Source organism: Curtobacterium sp. MCJR17_043 (assembly GCF_003224315.2).
Lineage (GTDB): Bacteria > Actinomycetota > Actinomycetes > Actinomycetales > Microbacteriaceae > Curtobacterium.
Genome location: NZ_CP126259.1, coordinates 2,787,379 through 2,800,426, shown reverse-complemented (window position 1 = coordinate 2,800,426; position 13,048 = coordinate 2,787,379). Strand labels below are relative to the sequence as shown.

Genomic DNA, 13,048 nt, shown 5'->3' with positions numbered 1-13,048 from the left:
ACTGACCGCGGACGAGGTCCTCGTCGTGGGGGGAGTCGCGGTTCACGGACGGTGGGCGCGGCCTGCAGACGCAGCTCTGGCGTCGCACGGCGGGCGCGTGGCGGATCCGGACGGCGCACGTGACGGGCCGTGCGGTCGCCTTCGACCGGACGGTGTGGCGGGCCGTCGGGGACCCGCTCGTCCGCGGCGCCGGTGCCGGTGCCGCGTCCGGTGCGGAGGCGGTCGCCGGTGCGTCCGACGCCCGTCCGCTCGCCGGGGTCCGGGTGGCCGTCAAGGACCTCTTCGCCGTCGCCGGCCACGTGATCGGCGCCGGCAACCCGACGTGGGAGTCCGCAGCCCGCGTCGAGACGGAGCACGCCCCGGCCGTCTCGGTGCTCCTGCAGGCCGGGGCCGACGTGACCGGGATCGCCCGCACGGACGAGTTCGCCTACGCGCTCGCCGGGCGGAACGCCCACACCGGCGCCCCGCCGAACGGGGCCGATCCGGCGCGCATCAGCGGTGGCTCGACCTCCGGCCCCGCGACGGCCGTGGCGCTCGGGCAGGCGGACGTCGGGCTCGGCACCGACACCGCAGGCAGCATCCGCGTCCCCGCCTCGTACCAGGGGCTGTGGGGTCTGCGGACGACCCACGGACTCGTGTCGCGCGACGGCGTCCTGCCACTCGCGCAGAGCTTCGACACGGTCGGGTGGCTGACGCGACGGCCCGACACGCTCCGAGCGGTCGCGACGGTGGCGGTCGGTACCGCGGTGCGGAGCCTCGCGACGCCGCTGCTGGTCTGCGAGGCCCTGCTCGCTGCGGCGGACCCCGCCACGAGACGCGCGTTCGAGGACTGGCTGGCACGGACCGGGACGGGCGTCGGGGTCGTCGACCTGCCGGACCTTGACGACCTCGCCGAGACGGTGCGGATCGTGCAGGGTGCCGAAGCACGCCGGAACCACGGGGCGTGGGTCGCAGCGCATCCCGGTGCCCTGGGCCCGGACGTCGCCGATCGGTTCGCGGCGGCCGCCCGGATCACCGCCGAGCAGGAGGCCGCTGCGCGGGACGGGCTCGGGCGACTGCGTTCCGCGGTCCGGGCCGTGGTCGCCGACGGCGCGCTGGTCCTCCCGACGGTGCCCGGCCCCGCGCCGCTCCGGACGGCCGACGGCCCGGCGGTCCTCGCCACACGGCGGTCGACCCTGCGGATGACCGCGGTCGCCGGCGTCGGCGGCCTGCCGGCGGTGAGCGCTCCGCTCCTGGTCGTCGACGGAGCCCCGGTGGGCGTCTCCCTCGTCGGTCCGGTCGGGTCGGACCTGGCGCTCGTCGACCGTGCTGCCGGACTGGCCGTCGCAACACTGCTGTAACGAGCGTTCCAATAGGATCGTGCAAGGAACGGAAGGTACGAACATGCATCCCGTCAACCCGCCGACACGGCTCCTCATGGGGCCCGGGCCGATCACCGCCGACCCCCCGCGTGCTCCGCGCCCTGTCCACACCGCTCGTCGGCCAGTACGACCCGTGGATGACCGAGACCATGAACCGGACGCAGGAGCTGTACCGGCAGGTCCTCGGCACGCGGAACGACGCCACCGTCCTGGTCGACGGCACCTCGCGCGCCGGCATCGAAGCCGCCCTCGTCTCCCTCCTCGCCCCGGGCGACGCGGTGCTCGTGCCGGTGTTCGGACGGTTCGGGCACCTGCTCGCCGAGATCGCCGGACGAGCCGGCGCCACCGTGCACACGATCGAGACCGAGTGGGGGCAGGTGTTCCCGACCTCGGTCATCGAGGACGCGATCGCCCGTGTCCGTCCGAAGGTGTTGGCGATCGTGCAGGGCGACACCTCGACGACGATGAACCAGCCGCTCGACGAACTCGGCGCGATCTGTGCCCGGTACGGCGTGCTCTTCTACACCGACGTCACGGCCTCGGTCGGCGGCAACCCGCTCGAGGTGGACGCGTGGGGCATCGACGCCGTCAGTGCGGGCCTGCAGAAGTGCCTCGGCGGTCCCTCCGGCAGCGCGCCGCTGTCCCTCTCCCCGGCCGCGGTCGCCGTGCTGGACGCCCGTCGGAGCATCGAGGCCGGCATCCGCGAGCCCGGCGACGACGTCTCCGACGACCCGATCCGGTCGAACTACCTCGACCTCGCGATGATCCTCGACTACTGGGGTCCCCGGCGCCTCAACCACCACACCGAGGCGGCGTCGATGCTCTACGCCGCGAACGAGTGCGCCCGCATCCTGCTCGAGGAGGGCCGCGACGCCGTCGTCGAGCGGCACGCGCTCGCCGGGCGGGCGATGCTCGAGGGCGTCCGCGGACTCGGCCTGACGGTCTTCGGCGACGTCGGCCACAAGATGCACAACGTCGTCGCGGTGGAGATCCCGGACACGGTCAGCGGGGACGCCGTCCGCGCCGCGATGCTCGAGGACCACGGCATCGAGATCGGCACCTCGTTCGGACCCCTGCACGGGCGCGTCTGGCGGATCGGGACGATGGGCTACAACGCCCGGAAGGACACCGTCGTGACGACGCTCGCCGCCCTCGAACAGTGCCTGCGGCGCGGCGGGGTGGCCGTTCCGCAGGGCGGCGGCGTCGACGCCGCGCTCGACGTGTACGCGGCAGCGGCCGACAGCGCACCCGCGGCCGTGCCCCCCGATCCCGGACGCAGCGACGTTCGTCCCCGCCGGAGCGCCCGCGTGAGCGCCGTCGTGCAGGTGCCGCTGGCGAGCGATCGAGCGCGGGCCGCGGCGGACACCATCATCGCCCGCTGTGACGAGCTCGCGGACGTCACCGAGACGCCCGGGCGGATCACCCGCGTGTACCTGTCACCCGAGCACGCCCGGGCGAACGAGACCGTCGGGGCCTGGATGCGGGACGTCGGGCTGCGCACCTGGCAGGACGCCGCCGGCAACCTGCACGGACGCGCCGCGGGGGGCGACACCGGACGCGCCGGTGCTCCTGCTCGGCTCCCACCTGGACACCGTCGTGGACGCCGGTCGCTACGACGGCGTCGTCGGGGTCCTCATGGCCGTCGAGGTCGTCGCCCGCCTGGTCCAGGACCACGGGGCGCTGCCGTTCGCCCTCGAGGTGATCGCGTTCTCCGACGAGGAGGGAACCCGGTTCGGCAAGGCGCTGCTCGGGTCCTCCGCGGTCGCCGGCGTCTGGGACGAGGCGTGGTGGGACCTGCAGGACGCGCACGGCACCACCCTCCGGTCCGCCTTCGAGTCGTTCGGCCTCGACCCCGGCCGGATCGCCGAGGCCGCGGTCGCACCGGCGTCCCTCGTCGGGTACCTCGAGGCGCACATCGAGCAGGGACCGTACCTGGAGCAGGCCGACCAGGCGCTCGGTGTCGTGACGAGCATCGCGAGCGCCCGGCGCTTCACGGTGGAGGCGGTCGGGGAGGCCCGGCACGCCGGCGGGACGCCCTACGAACGACGCCACGACGCACTGCTCGCCGCCGCCGAGGCAGCACTCGCCGTCGAACGGATCTGCCGTACCGAGCAGCACATCGGCACGGTCGGCACCATGACGGTGGAACCCGGGGCCGTCAACGTCGTCCCGGGCCTTGCGACCTTCGCGGTCGACCTGCGCGGCGAGTTCGACGACGGACGGGACCGCGTGTGGGACGCCGTCGCCGACGCCTTCCGCGAGATCGGGGAGCGCCGCGGGGTCGACGTGACACCGACCGAGGTGCACCGTGCCCCCGCGGTGTTCTGCGCGCCGCGGCTGATGGACGCCGTCCGGGCCGGCATCGTCGCGACCGGCGAATCCGCACCGCTCGAATTGTTCTCCCGTGCCGGACACGACGCGATGTCCCTCGGCCTCGTCACCGACGTCGCGATGCTGTTCCTCCGCAACCCGGACGGCATCAGCCACCACCCGGACGAGTTCGTCTCCGCGGCGGACGTCGCCCTCGGCCTCGACGCGCTCGCCACGGCGGTAGAACGGCTCGCTGACGAGCACCTCCTCGCCGACGGAGCCGACGCGTGACCGTCCCGGACGTCCGCGGGCGGATCGACCGGGTGTGGGAGCGCCTCTCGCCCGCCGAACGCCGGGTCGCCGCGATGATCCGACACGACCCGGAACTGCTGCTCGTCGGTACCTCGGCGCAACTCGCCGCGGAGTCCGGGACCTCGAAGGCGACGGTCTCGCGGCTCGTCCGGTCCCTGGGCTTCCAGGACGCCGCCGAGGTCCGGCAGAACCTGATGTCCGCCCGCGGCACCGGGTTGCCCTGGGCCGCCGAGGACGCCGCCCACGTGGACCAGCGCGCGGTGGAGGCGCGGAACCTCGACGCCGCCTTCGCCTCGCTCGCCCGGGCCGACCGTCCCCGACTCGCCCGCCGCGTGATGCGCGCCCGCCGGGTCCTGGTGGTCGGCGAGCGCGGTGCGTACCCGATCGCCCTGCAACTGCGCGCGCAGCTCGCGCAGGTCCGTCCGGACGTCCGCATCGGCCCCTCGCCGGGGCAACGTCTCGGCGAGGAGGTCGCCGACCTCGACCGCCGGGACCTCGTGTTCATCGTCACCGTGCGACGGCACGCGGCCGGGGTCGACCGCGTGGTGCGGCACTGCGTCGGGACGGGCGCCGACGTGGTCGTGCTCGGCGACCCCACCGCGGCGGTCATCGCGGCACCCGCTGCGACCGCGGTCCTGTGCCCGGTCGACTCACCGTCGGCGTTCGACTCGATGGCGGCCCTGTTCGCCGTGGTCGCGGCGATCGCGAACGACGTCTACGAGGCCTCCGGGCCGTCCGGCCGGACCCGGGTCGAGGCGGTCGCGGACGCCTACGACACGCTGGGCGAGCTCGCCGGGTCCTGAGAAGCGTCGTCCTGCACCACCCGGGGCTCCCGCTCCGCACGGAGCTCCGACAGGAGCGAGCCGTTGCGCTCGACGATGAGCGCCCGGAGGTACCGGCGCAGCACGAGCCCCTCGGCGATCGTCCCGAGCGGCCCGAAAGGGGCACGGAACGCGATCTCGTCCACCATCCGCGTCCCGTCCGCCGTGCGCTCGAACCGGTGCTCGTGCCGGAACCGGGCGAACGGCCCACGCACCTGTTCGTCGACGAACCGGTGCGGCGCCTCCAGGACGGTGACCTCGTTCGTCATCCGCCAGACGACGCCGAGGTGACGCGCGCGCCACGTGACCGACTCACCGAGCCCGATCACGCCGCTCGTCCGTCCGGCGACCGCCTGCTCCCCGCTCGCGGCCATCGACCGCAGGTGCGCGCCGATGTCGAGCGAGAGCGCGAAGGCGCGCTCCGGCGGCACCGGCAGGTCGGTCACGATCCGGAAGACAGCGCTCACGCGACGATCCTGCCGTACGGGCGGCAGGATGGTCACGTGACCGAAGCCGCCGTGCGCCCGCTGGACCGTGCCGGGAGGCTCCTGCCCGGACTCGCACTCGCCACCGGTATCGCCCTGGTCGCCACCGTGATCGGGCGCTTCCTGCCCGTCGTCGGCGCTCCGGTCAGCGGCGTCCTCATCGGGGCCGTCATCGGGACGATCCGTCGTCCGGGCGCGGTGTTCCGGCCGGGCATCTCGACCGCGAGCAAGACCGTCCTGCAGTGCTCGGTGGTGCTCCTCGGCGCCCAGCTGTCCCTGCTGCAGGTCGCGCGCGTCGGGGTGGCGTCGTTGCCGGTGATGCTCGGCACCCTCGTCGTCTGCCTGCTCGCAGCGTGGGGCATCGGTCGCGCGCTGGGCGTCGTCGGCAACCTGCGGATGCTGATCGGGGTCGGGACGGGGATCTGCGGCGCCTCCGCGATCGCCGCGGTGGCCCCGGTGATCGGCGCGGTGTCGATCGAGGTGGCGTACGCCGTGTCGACGATCTTCCTGTTCAACGTGGCCGCGGTCGTCGTCTTCCCCGTGGTGGGGCACGCGCTCGGGATGAGCCAGCACGCGTTCGGTCTGTTCGCGGGAACCGCGGTGAACGACACCTCGTCGGTCGTCGCCGCGGCGAGCACCTACGGGGCGGGCGCTGCGGACTCCGCGGTCGTCGTGAAGCTCGTCCGCACCCTGATGATCATCCCGGTCGTGCTCGGGTTGGCCTGGTTCGTCGGGCGTCGCTCGGACCCCACGACGGTCGCGACCGACGGCGTCGCCCTCGACGGCACGGCGCAGTCGAGCGGAGGAGTCCCCGCCGGGGCTCGACCGGGTGCCACGTCACCGTCCGGCAGACCGCGCTGGTCGGCGCGTCGGGTGACCCGCCTCGTGCCCTGGTTCCTCATCGGCTTCGTGCTGGCCGCCGCGGTGAACTCCACCGGTCTCGTCCCCGGTCCGGCGCACCCGGTGATCGCCGCGGTCGCCGCGTTCCTCATCACCGTCGCGCTCAGCGCCATCGGGCTCTCCACCGACCTGGCCGGGTTCCGCCGGGCCGGGTTCCGACCGCTGCTGCTCGGCGGCGCCCTGTGGGTCGTGGTGTCCCTGTCCAGCCTCGGCCTGCAGGCCCTCACCGGCAGCCTCTGACCCGCCGCCGAGCTGCCGCTGACCTGGCGCTACGGTCGGGGGGATGGACCTCGACGCCCTCGCCTTCCCCGTCATCGACGGACACAACGACCTGCCGTCGGAACGCCGCGACACGCACGCATCCGGTCTGGACGGCATCGACTCCGAGACCGACTCCCTCCACACCGACCTGCCGAAGCTCCGGGCCGGTGGGGTCGTCGGACAGTTCTGGTCGGTCTACGTACCCGTCGAGGAGCCGGACCCGGTCCGGACGACCCTCCAGCAGATCGACCTCGTGCACCGCATGGTGGACCGGTACCAGGACGACCTGGCGCTCGCCCGCACGGCGGACGAGGTCCGCGCCGCCGTTGCCTCCGGCCGCATCGCCTCGCTCCTCGGCGCGGAGGGCGGCCACTCCATCGGGGACGACCTCGCGGTCCTCCGCGACTTCGCCCGGCTCGGCGTCCGCTACATGACCCTGACGCACACCGAGGACACTCCGTGGGCCGACTCGGCCACGGGAGCGCGGGCGCACGACGGACTGACCGATCGTGGACGAGAGGTCGTCGCCGAGATGGAACGCATCGGCATGCTCGTCGACCTGTCGCACACCGCCCCCCGCCACGATGCGGGACGCCCTCGACGTCGCCACACGACCGGTCGTGTTCAGCCACTCGTCGACCGTCGCGGTCGCCGACCACCCGCGGAACGTCCCCGACGACGTGCTCGCCCGCCTCGCGGACAACGGCGGCGTGGTCATGGTGACGTTCGTGCCGGCGTTCGTCTCGCGGGCGTGGGCGGACTGGGAGGAGAGCGGGTCGGTCGGGGAGCCGCCGCACGTGACCGTGGCTGACGTCGCCGACCACGTCGAGCACGCTCGGGACGTGGCAGGAGCCGCGCACATCGGGCTCGGTGGCGACTACGACGGCACCCCGGTGCTGCCGCCGGACCTGCGGGACGTGTCCCGGTACCCGGTGCTGGCCGAGGAGCTGCGCCGCCGCGGTTGGGGCGACGCGGACCTCCGGGCACTCGCCGGCGGCAACGTCCTGCGGGTACTCGAGGCCACGGACGAGCGCTTCGCGCGGACGGCGCACCTCGCGGTCGCTCCGCGCTGACGGACGGGAGGCGCGGGTCGCCGGCACGCTCGGCACCGCTCCGCGGACCGTTCCGTCACGGAACAGGACCGCCCTGGGTGCGGTCGCTAGGATCGCGAGCGCACCGCGCCTCCACGGGAGGGGCTGCGGCAACCGACGTGAGGACGGAACCGATGAGCGGCACCATCTACGACGACATCTCCCAGGCCTTCGGCAACACCCCGCTCGTGCGGCTGAACCGTCTGCCGCAGGAGGGCGGGGCCGAGGTCCTCGCCAAGCTCGAGTTCTACAACCCCGGTGCGAGCGTCAAGGACCGTCTGGGTGTCGCGATCATCGACGCCGCCGAGGAGTCCGGCGAGCTGAAGCCCGGCGGCACGATCGTCGAGGGTTCGTCGGGCAACACCGGCATCGCCCTCGCCCTCGTCGGTGCGGCCCGCGGGTACAAGGTCGTCATCACGATGCCCGAGACCATGAGCGTCGAGCGCCGGGCCGTGATGCGCGCGTACGGAGCGGAGATCGTCCTGACCCCGGGCTCCGAGGGCATGAAGGGCGCCGTCGAACGCGCCGGTCAGATCGTCGACGAGACCCCGGGCGCGATCCTCGCCCACCAGTTCGAGACGACCGCGAACGCGGCGATCCACCGCCGGACCACGGCGCAGGAGATCCTCCGCGACACCGAGGAGCACGTCGACGTGTTCGTCGCGGGTGTCGGGACCGGCGGCACCATCACCGGTGTCGGGCAGGTCCTCAAGGAGCGCGTCCCCGGCGTGCAGGTCATCGCCGTCGAACCGGCCGACTCGCCCCTCCTGACCAAGGGCACGGCCGGACCGCACAAGATCGCCGGCATCGGGGCGAACTTCGTCCCGGAGGTGCTCGACCGTTCGGTGATCGACGAGGTCATCGACGTCGAGCTCGACGACGCCCTGCGGGTCGCCCGCGCGCTGGCCACGGAGGAGGGCATCCTGTCCGGCATCTCCTCGGGTGCCATCATCCACGCAGCCCTGCAGGTCGCGGCGCGGCCGGAGAACGCCGGCAAGCGCGTCGTCGCGATCGTCTGCGACACGGGGGGAGCGCTACCTGTCGACGGTGCTCTTCGAGGGGCTCTCTGCGTGACGACGGCTCCACGCCGCGGCGTGCTGCGGACGGTCCGGGAGGACCTCGCCGCAGCACGCCGCGGTGACCCCGCCGCGCGCGGGGACCTCGAGAACGCGATCGTCTACTCGGGCCTGCACGCCGTCTGGTCGCACCGCGTCGCGCACCGGCTGTGGCACGCGCGCGGCCTGCCCGGCTCCCGCACGGTGGCGCGCATCCTGGCGCAGGCCACCCGGACCCTGACGGGGATCGAGATCCACCCGGGCGCACGGATCGGACGGCGGTTCTTCATCGACCACGGCATCGGCGTGGTGATCGGGGAGACGGCCGTGATCGGCGACGACGTCCTCGTCTTCCACGGCGTGACGCTCGGGGGTCGGGGCGGAGGCCCGGGGCTGGGTTCCAAGCGCCACCCGACGGTGGGCGACCGGGTCGTCCTGGGGGCGGGCTCCGCCGTCATCGGCGGGATCACGGTCGGCGACGACTCGGTCGTCGGAGCCGGCACGGTCGTCACGAAGGACGTGCCGCCCGGCTCCGTCGTCACCGGCGTCGCCGGGACGGCCCGGCCACGTTCCGGTCACGAGGGCGTGCCGGAACTCTGAACCGTCCCGCCCGGCCGGCCCCGGTGCGCGTCGGAGCGGTCAGCTCTTCTCGCAGGCGATCCCGTCGGCGTCGCGGTCCATCTTCTTGTTCGCGTTGTAGAGCGCGTCGTCCTTCTTCACCGTGCCCTTGAGTGCGCGGTACGACGTCTTCCCGGCGGAGGTCACTTTGTTCTTCGTGACCGACTTCTTCGCGATGCCGCCCGAGTACACCTTGTGGACGGCGGTGCAGTTCGCGTAGGTCTTCGGGGCCGCGGAGGCGCTGGTCGCGGTGCCGACGACGCCGCCGACGGTGAGCGCGAGCGCGAGGGCGGTGACGCCGAGGGTGCGGGTGGTCTTCATGGCGGTTCCTCCGGAGCGATGACCGGCGTCGGGTACGCAGGCAGGACGAGGGTACTGCGAATCAATGAGGCATCTTCACCCCCCGATCGAGGCATGCACCGACCCGGCCTCGACACCGCGACCCGTTCCGTCCCGTCGGTGTCCCTGGTCCCCGTCATCATGGGTGCATGGACGGCAGCACCCTGCAGTCGGTCGCCGCACGGACGGCGATGGCCCTCCCGGCAGTGACCGAGACGCAGCCCTTCGGCGAGGGCACGGACGTCTACAAGGTCGTCGAGAAGATGTTCGTGATGACGACCGAACTCCGCGGCGTCGCGATCGTCACCCTCAAGTGCGCGCCGCCGCACGGTGCCGCGCTGGTGCGGGACCTCGCCGAGGTCACGCCGGGCTGGCACATGGACAAGCGCCACTGGATCACGCTCTCCCCGGGACCCGGACTCGACGAGGCGTTCGTCGAGGACCTCGTCGCGAACGCGTGGGACCTCGTCGTCGCGGGCCTGCCCCGTGCCCGTCGTCCACTCGACCCGACCCGCGGTGCACAGCAGCCTTGACCCGGCCGTCCCCGGTCAGACGGCGGAGCGCCGGAGCGCGAGCTGGGCCTCCCGGACGACCTTCGGAGCGAGCCCGTCACCCGAGGCGAGCACCGCAGCTGCCTGGTCCGCGCTGAGTCCGGCGAACATCTGCCCGATCGTGACGCCGTGCTCGGGGCGCGCCAGCACCGTCACGGTGTCGCCCGCGGCCACGGGGCCGGAGCGCTTCACGCGGAAGTACGCACCGGGGCGGCCCTCCTCCGCGAAGCGCTTCACCCACTTGTCGATCCCCATCCGCCGGGCGAAGGTGCCGCAGGGGGGTCCGCGGGATCGTCGCCTCGAGTTCCAGGACCTCGCCGATCCGCCACCGCTCGCCGATCACGAGGCCGGTGACGTCGATGCCGGAGGTGCGCAGGTTCTCGCCGAAGAGCCCGGGCGGGATCGGCCTGTCGAGCTGTCCGGCGAAGTACGCGGCGTCCTCGTCGGCGTACACGTAGACGGCCTGGTCCTCACCGCCGTGGTGCTTCCGGTCCGCCTGCACGTCGGCGTGCAGGCCGAGGGGACGGACGCGGACCGGACCCGGCACCGGTCGCTTGTCGATCGCGGTGACACCGATCGTGCCCGAGTCCCGGAGCAGCTGGTCGACGCGGCAGACGGCGGTGACGACGGACATGGGGACAGCCTGCCGTACATCGGCCCGGGCGCGCACCCGTGGGCATCGGGCACGGCCGGATCCGGTGTGACGATCCGGCGCCGGCGTGCGTCTCATCGGTGCCCGAGCGCTCCGGTCCGCCGACACGCGGGCCGTTCGCAACCGCTCCCAGTAGAAGGAAACCGTGCAGCCGCAGCAACACCGGACGGATCTCGTCGACCTCGACGACGAGGTGCTCGCCGACCGTGCCACCGACGGTGACGTCCGGGCGTTCGAGGTCCTCATCCGACGACACACGCCGCTGCTCCGGGCCTACGCGCGACGCACGCTCGGGTCGACGGACGAACTCGACGACGTGGTCCAGGAGACCTTCATCACCGCCTGGAACCGACTTGATGGGCTCGAGGACCGCCGGCGGGTCAAGGCCTGGCTGATGCGCATCCTCAGCCGGAAGTGCCTGGACCGCATCCGGTCGCGCCGGGACCACGACGACGTCACCGAACTCGAGGTCGCTGCACCGTCCGACGCGGCCCCCCGAGCGGGTCGCCGAGGCGCACTCCCGCGAGGACGCCGTCGACCGCGCTCTCAGCGCACTGCCCGTCGACCAACGCCGGTGCTGGGTGATGAAGGAGGTCCTCGAGTACCGCTACGAGGACATCGCCGAGGAGCTCGGCCTGCCGACGTCGACCGTCCGCGGGATCCTGTCCCGCGCCCGGAAGAACATGATCCGACTCATGGAGGGATGGCGATGACCGCCGCACCCGAACCGACCGCCGCGTCCGGACCGGACGGCGCGCCCGTGCCGGACGAGCCCGGCCTCGCGACCCTCGAGCCCGAGGACCTGGACGGGCACACGATCGACGAGCTCTCCGACTACCTCGACGCCGGGATGCAGCCGGCGGACCCCACCATCGACGACAGCCCCGCGTGCCAGAACGCCCTCGCCGCCATCCTGCGGGTGCGACACGCCTCGCTCGCGTCGCTCGACCAGGCGGCCGAGGCCGAGCCGCCCGCCGACGAGTCCTGGATCGGCGGCGTCCTGGCGAACATCTCGCTCGAGGTCCGCGCCGGACGGGACATCCCGCTGCGCGCCGCGGCCCCGACCGAGCGCCCGGTCCTGACCGAGGGCGCCGTCCGGTCACTCGTGCGTCGTGCCGGCGACGAGGTCCCCGGCGTGGTCGTCTCCCGCTGTCTGCTCGACGGTGACGTGACGGCGCTCGCGGCACCCGTGCGGGTCTCGGTGGAGATCGCCGTGGTCGCCGGCCACCGGCTCGTCCCGACCGCGGACGCCGTGCGGCTGGCCGTCGAGGAGGCACTCGCCACGCAGACCGACCTGACCGTGGTCGCGGTGGACGTCGTCGTCCGTGACCTCATCACACCCCGGACGACGGACGAGCGGACCACGGACGAGGAGACCTCGCGATGACCGACCAGACCACCACCGGCGGCGACGTCACCGACGAGACCGCCACACCCTGGACCGCGGAGACGCTCCTGGCGGTCGAGGCCGCCGTGCTCGCCGTCCCCGGCGTCACCGACCTCTACCGGCCGCGGCCGACCATCGGCAGCGCCGTCGCGGCCGTCCGGCGCCTCGCCCCCCGGCGCTGCCGGTGCGGGCCCGGCCGGTGCGCGCGTCGGCGTCGACGGTCCAGTGCTCCACCTGGTGATCGGGACGGACGGGAGCGCGCCGGCACCCGTCGTCGCACATGCCGTCCACGACGCCGCGCTCGCGGTCGCTTCCGCCGCGGGCCGGACACCGACCCGCATCGACGTGCGGGTCGCGCGCATCGGCTGACGGTCGTCCTCGGCCCGGGCTGCGCCGGACGGGAGGCCCGACACCGGCCCGTCGCGTCGCTCGCTCGCCACCCGGTCGGCCCGGGTCGTCGGGCGGTCGCGTCAGCGGGCTGCCCGGCTCAGTACCAGTTGACCGCCTGCGAGTGCGACCACGCGCTGCACGGGGTGCCGTAGGAGGCGTCGATGTAGCGCAGGCCCCAGGTGATCTGGGTGCTGGCGTTCGTCTGCCAGTCGGCGGCGACCGAGGCCATCTTCGAGCCGGGGGAGCGCCTGCGGGATGCCGGTTGCGCCGCCGTCCGGGTTGACGGCCCGGTAGTCCCAGCCGGACTCCTTCGTCCACAGGCTGTCGAGGCACTGGAACTGGTCCGCGCCCCAGCTGTACTCGGACGCCGCCATCGACGCCGCCACGGTCTTCGCCCCGGCGGGGGTGTTCGCGCGGGCCTGCGCTTCGGCGGCAGCCCGTTCCGCCGCGGCACGAGCGGCGGCTGCCTCCGCCGCGGCCGCCCGGTCGGCAGCCCGCTGCGCTGCCGCCTGCCG

13 protein-coding genes and 5 pseudogenes are annotated in these 13,048 nt (G+C 73.6%); 12 read left to right on the top strand and 6 right to left on the bottom strand.

Annotated elements, in window-relative coordinates:
* The first annotated feature begins 119 nt into the window (after positions 1 to 119).
* The 4 genes and pseudogenes from DEJ15_RS14480 (at position 120) to DEJ15_RS14465 (ending at position 4,786) form a co-directional block, all read left to right on the top strand.
* Positions 120 to 1,340, top strand: coding sequence for an amidase family protein (locus DEJ15_RS14480; protein ID WP_284175164.1), 1,221 nt, complete (start codon positions 120 to 122; stop codon positions 1,338 to 1,340).
* A gap of 158 nt (positions 1,341 to 1,498) precedes the next feature.
* Positions 1,499 to 2,356: pseudogene (locus DEJ15_RS14475) on the top strand (pyridoxal-phosphate-dependent aminotransferase family protein); the annotation flags it as partial.
* A gap of 385 nt (positions 2,357 to 2,741) precedes the next feature.
* Positions 2,742 to 3,962: a hydantoinase/carbamoylase family amidase gene (locus DEJ15_RS14470; protein WP_349814903.1), complete on the top strand. Its 1,221-nt coding sequence runs from the start codon at positions 2,742 to 2,744 to the stop codon at positions 3,960 to 3,962.
* Positions 3,959 to 4,786, top strand: a complete 828-nt coding sequence (locus tag DEJ15_RS14465; RefSeq protein ID WP_110824717.1) for a MurR/RpiR family transcriptional regulator — start codon at positions 3,959 to 3,961, stop codon at positions 4,784 to 4,786. The genes DEJ15_RS14470 and DEJ15_RS14465 overlap by 4 nt, the downstream gene beginning before the upstream one ends.
* Here the strand turns inward: DEJ15_RS14465 and DEJ15_RS14460 are convergent.
* Entirely contained in the window at positions 4,753 to 5,271 is a 519-nt protein-coding gene (locus DEJ15_RS14460; RefSeq protein WP_110824716.1) for an SRPBCC family protein, read from the bottom strand. The genes DEJ15_RS14465 and DEJ15_RS14460 overlap by 34 nt on opposite strands.
* A gap of 36 nt (positions 5,272 to 5,307) precedes the next feature.
* On the opposite strand from DEJ15_RS14460, the gene DEJ15_RS14455 reads away from it, so the two are divergent.
* The 5 genes and pseudogenes from DEJ15_RS14455 (at position 5,308) to epsC (ending at position 9,196) form a co-directional block, all read left to right on the top strand.
* On the top strand, positions 5,308 to 6,429 hold the full coding sequence (locus DEJ15_RS14455; protein ID WP_110824715.1) for a YeiH family protein: 1,122 nt from the start codon (positions 5,308 to 5,310) through the stop codon (positions 6,427 to 6,429).
* Between the two features lie 43 nt (positions 6,430 to 6,472).
* Positions 6,473 to 6,967 (top strand): annotated as a pseudogene (locus DEJ15_RS18820) (dipeptidase); the annotation flags it as partial.
* A gap of 67 nt (positions 6,968 to 7,034) precedes the next feature.
* Positions 7,035 to 7,523, top strand: a complete 489-nt coding sequence (locus DEJ15_RS18815; protein WP_349814724.1) for a dipeptidase — start codon at positions 7,035 to 7,037, stop codon at positions 7,521 to 7,523.
* Positions 7,524 to 7,675: 152 nt separating this feature from the next.
* A pseudogene (gene cysK, locus DEJ15_RS14445) lies at positions 7,676 to 8,615 on the top strand (cysteine synthase A).
* Complete coding sequence (epsC, locus tag DEJ15_RS14440; protein WP_258365921.1) at positions 8,612 to 9,196, top strand: serine O-acetyltransferase EpsC; 585 nt, start codon at positions 8,612 to 8,614, stop codon at positions 9,194 to 9,196. Before cysK ends, epsC begins: the two are co-directional and overlap by 4 nt.
* Positions 9,197 to 9,235: 39 nt before the next feature.
* Here the strand turns inward: epsC and DEJ15_RS14435 are convergent, their stop codons facing one another.
* Positions 9,236 to 9,535 (bottom strand): excalibur calcium-binding domain-containing protein, encoded by a 300-nt coding sequence (locus tag DEJ15_RS14435; protein ID WP_110824712.1) that lies wholly within the window; start codon positions 9,533 to 9,535, stop codon positions 9,236 to 9,238.
* Between the two features lie 167 nt (positions 9,536 to 9,702).
* Between DEJ15_RS14435 and DEJ15_RS14430 the strand changes: the two genes are divergently transcribed.
* Positions 9,703 to 10,086, top strand: a complete 384-nt coding sequence (locus DEJ15_RS14430; protein WP_110824711.1) for an MmcQ/YjbR family DNA-binding protein — start codon at positions 9,703 to 9,705, stop codon at positions 10,084 to 10,086.
* Between the two features lie 15 nt (positions 10,087 to 10,101).
* Here the strand turns inward: DEJ15_RS14430 and DEJ15_RS18810 are convergent, their stop codons facing one another.
* A complete protein-coding gene (locus DEJ15_RS18810) occupies positions 10,102 to 10,359 on the bottom strand; it encodes an MOSC domain-containing protein (protein ID WP_349814723.1) in 258 nt (85 codons plus the stop codon).
* Positions 10,360 to 10,447: 88 nt separating this feature from the next.
* Positions 10,448 to 10,738, bottom strand: a pseudogene (locus DEJ15_RS18805) (MOSC domain-containing protein); the annotation flags it as partial.
* A 163-nt stretch (positions 10,739 to 10,901) separates the two neighbouring features.
* On the opposite strand from DEJ15_RS18805, the gene DEJ15_RS19700 reads away from it, so the two are divergent.
* Positions 10,902 to 12,143: an RNA polymerase sigma factor gene (locus DEJ15_RS19700; RefSeq protein WP_502866113.1), complete on the top strand. Its 1,242-nt coding sequence runs from the start codon at positions 10,902 to 10,904 to the stop codon at positions 12,141 to 12,143.
* Between the two features lie 225 nt (positions 12,144 to 12,368).
* The gene (locus DEJ15_RS14410) at positions 12,369 to 12,512 is read left to right on the top strand and encodes a hypothetical protein (RefSeq protein WP_284175163.1); all 144 of its coding nucleotides are present in this window, start codon (positions 12,369 to 12,371) and stop codon (positions 12,510 to 12,512) included.
* Positions 12,513 to 12,630: 118 nt separating this feature from the next.
* On the opposite strand, the gene DEJ15_RS19695 is transcribed toward DEJ15_RS14410, so the two are convergent.
* Both DEJ15_RS19695 and DEJ15_RS19690 read right to left on the bottom strand, forming a co-directional pair.
* Positions 12,631 to 12,762, bottom strand: coding sequence for an aggregation-promoting factor C-terminal-like domain-containing protein (locus tag DEJ15_RS19695; protein ID WP_502866174.1), 132 nt, complete (start codon positions 12,760 to 12,762; stop codon positions 12,631 to 12,633).
* Positions 12,763 to 12,820: 58 nt separating this feature from the next.
* A pseudogene (locus tag DEJ15_RS19690) lies at positions 12,821 to 12,907 on the bottom strand (aggregation-promoting factor C-terminal-like domain-containing protein); the annotation flags it as partial.
* Positions 12,908 to 13,048 lie beyond the last annotated feature (141 nt).

Bases quoted from the DNA above. Each gene is read 5' to 3' on its own strand.
- DEJ15_RS18815 (WP_349814724.1), top strand. From the start codon at position 7,035: ATGCGGGACGCCCTCGACGTCGCCACACGACCGGTCGTGTTCAGCCAC.
- DEJ15_RS14435 (WP_110824712.1), bottom strand. From the start codon at position 9,535: ATGAAGACCACCCGCACCCTCGGCGTCACCGCCCTCGCGCTCGCGCTC.
- DEJ15_RS14430 (WP_110824711.1), top strand. From the start codon at position 9,703: ATGGACGGCAGCACCCTGCAGTCGGTCGCCGCACGGACGGCGATGGCC.
- DEJ15_RS18810 (WP_349814723.1), bottom strand. From the start codon at position 10,359: ATGGGGATCGACAAGTGGGTGAAGCGCTTCGCGGAGGAGGGCCGCCCC.
- DEJ15_RS19695 (WP_502866174.1), bottom strand. From the start codon at position 12,762: ATGGCCTCGGTCGCCGCCGACTGGCAGACGAACGCCAGCACCCAGATC.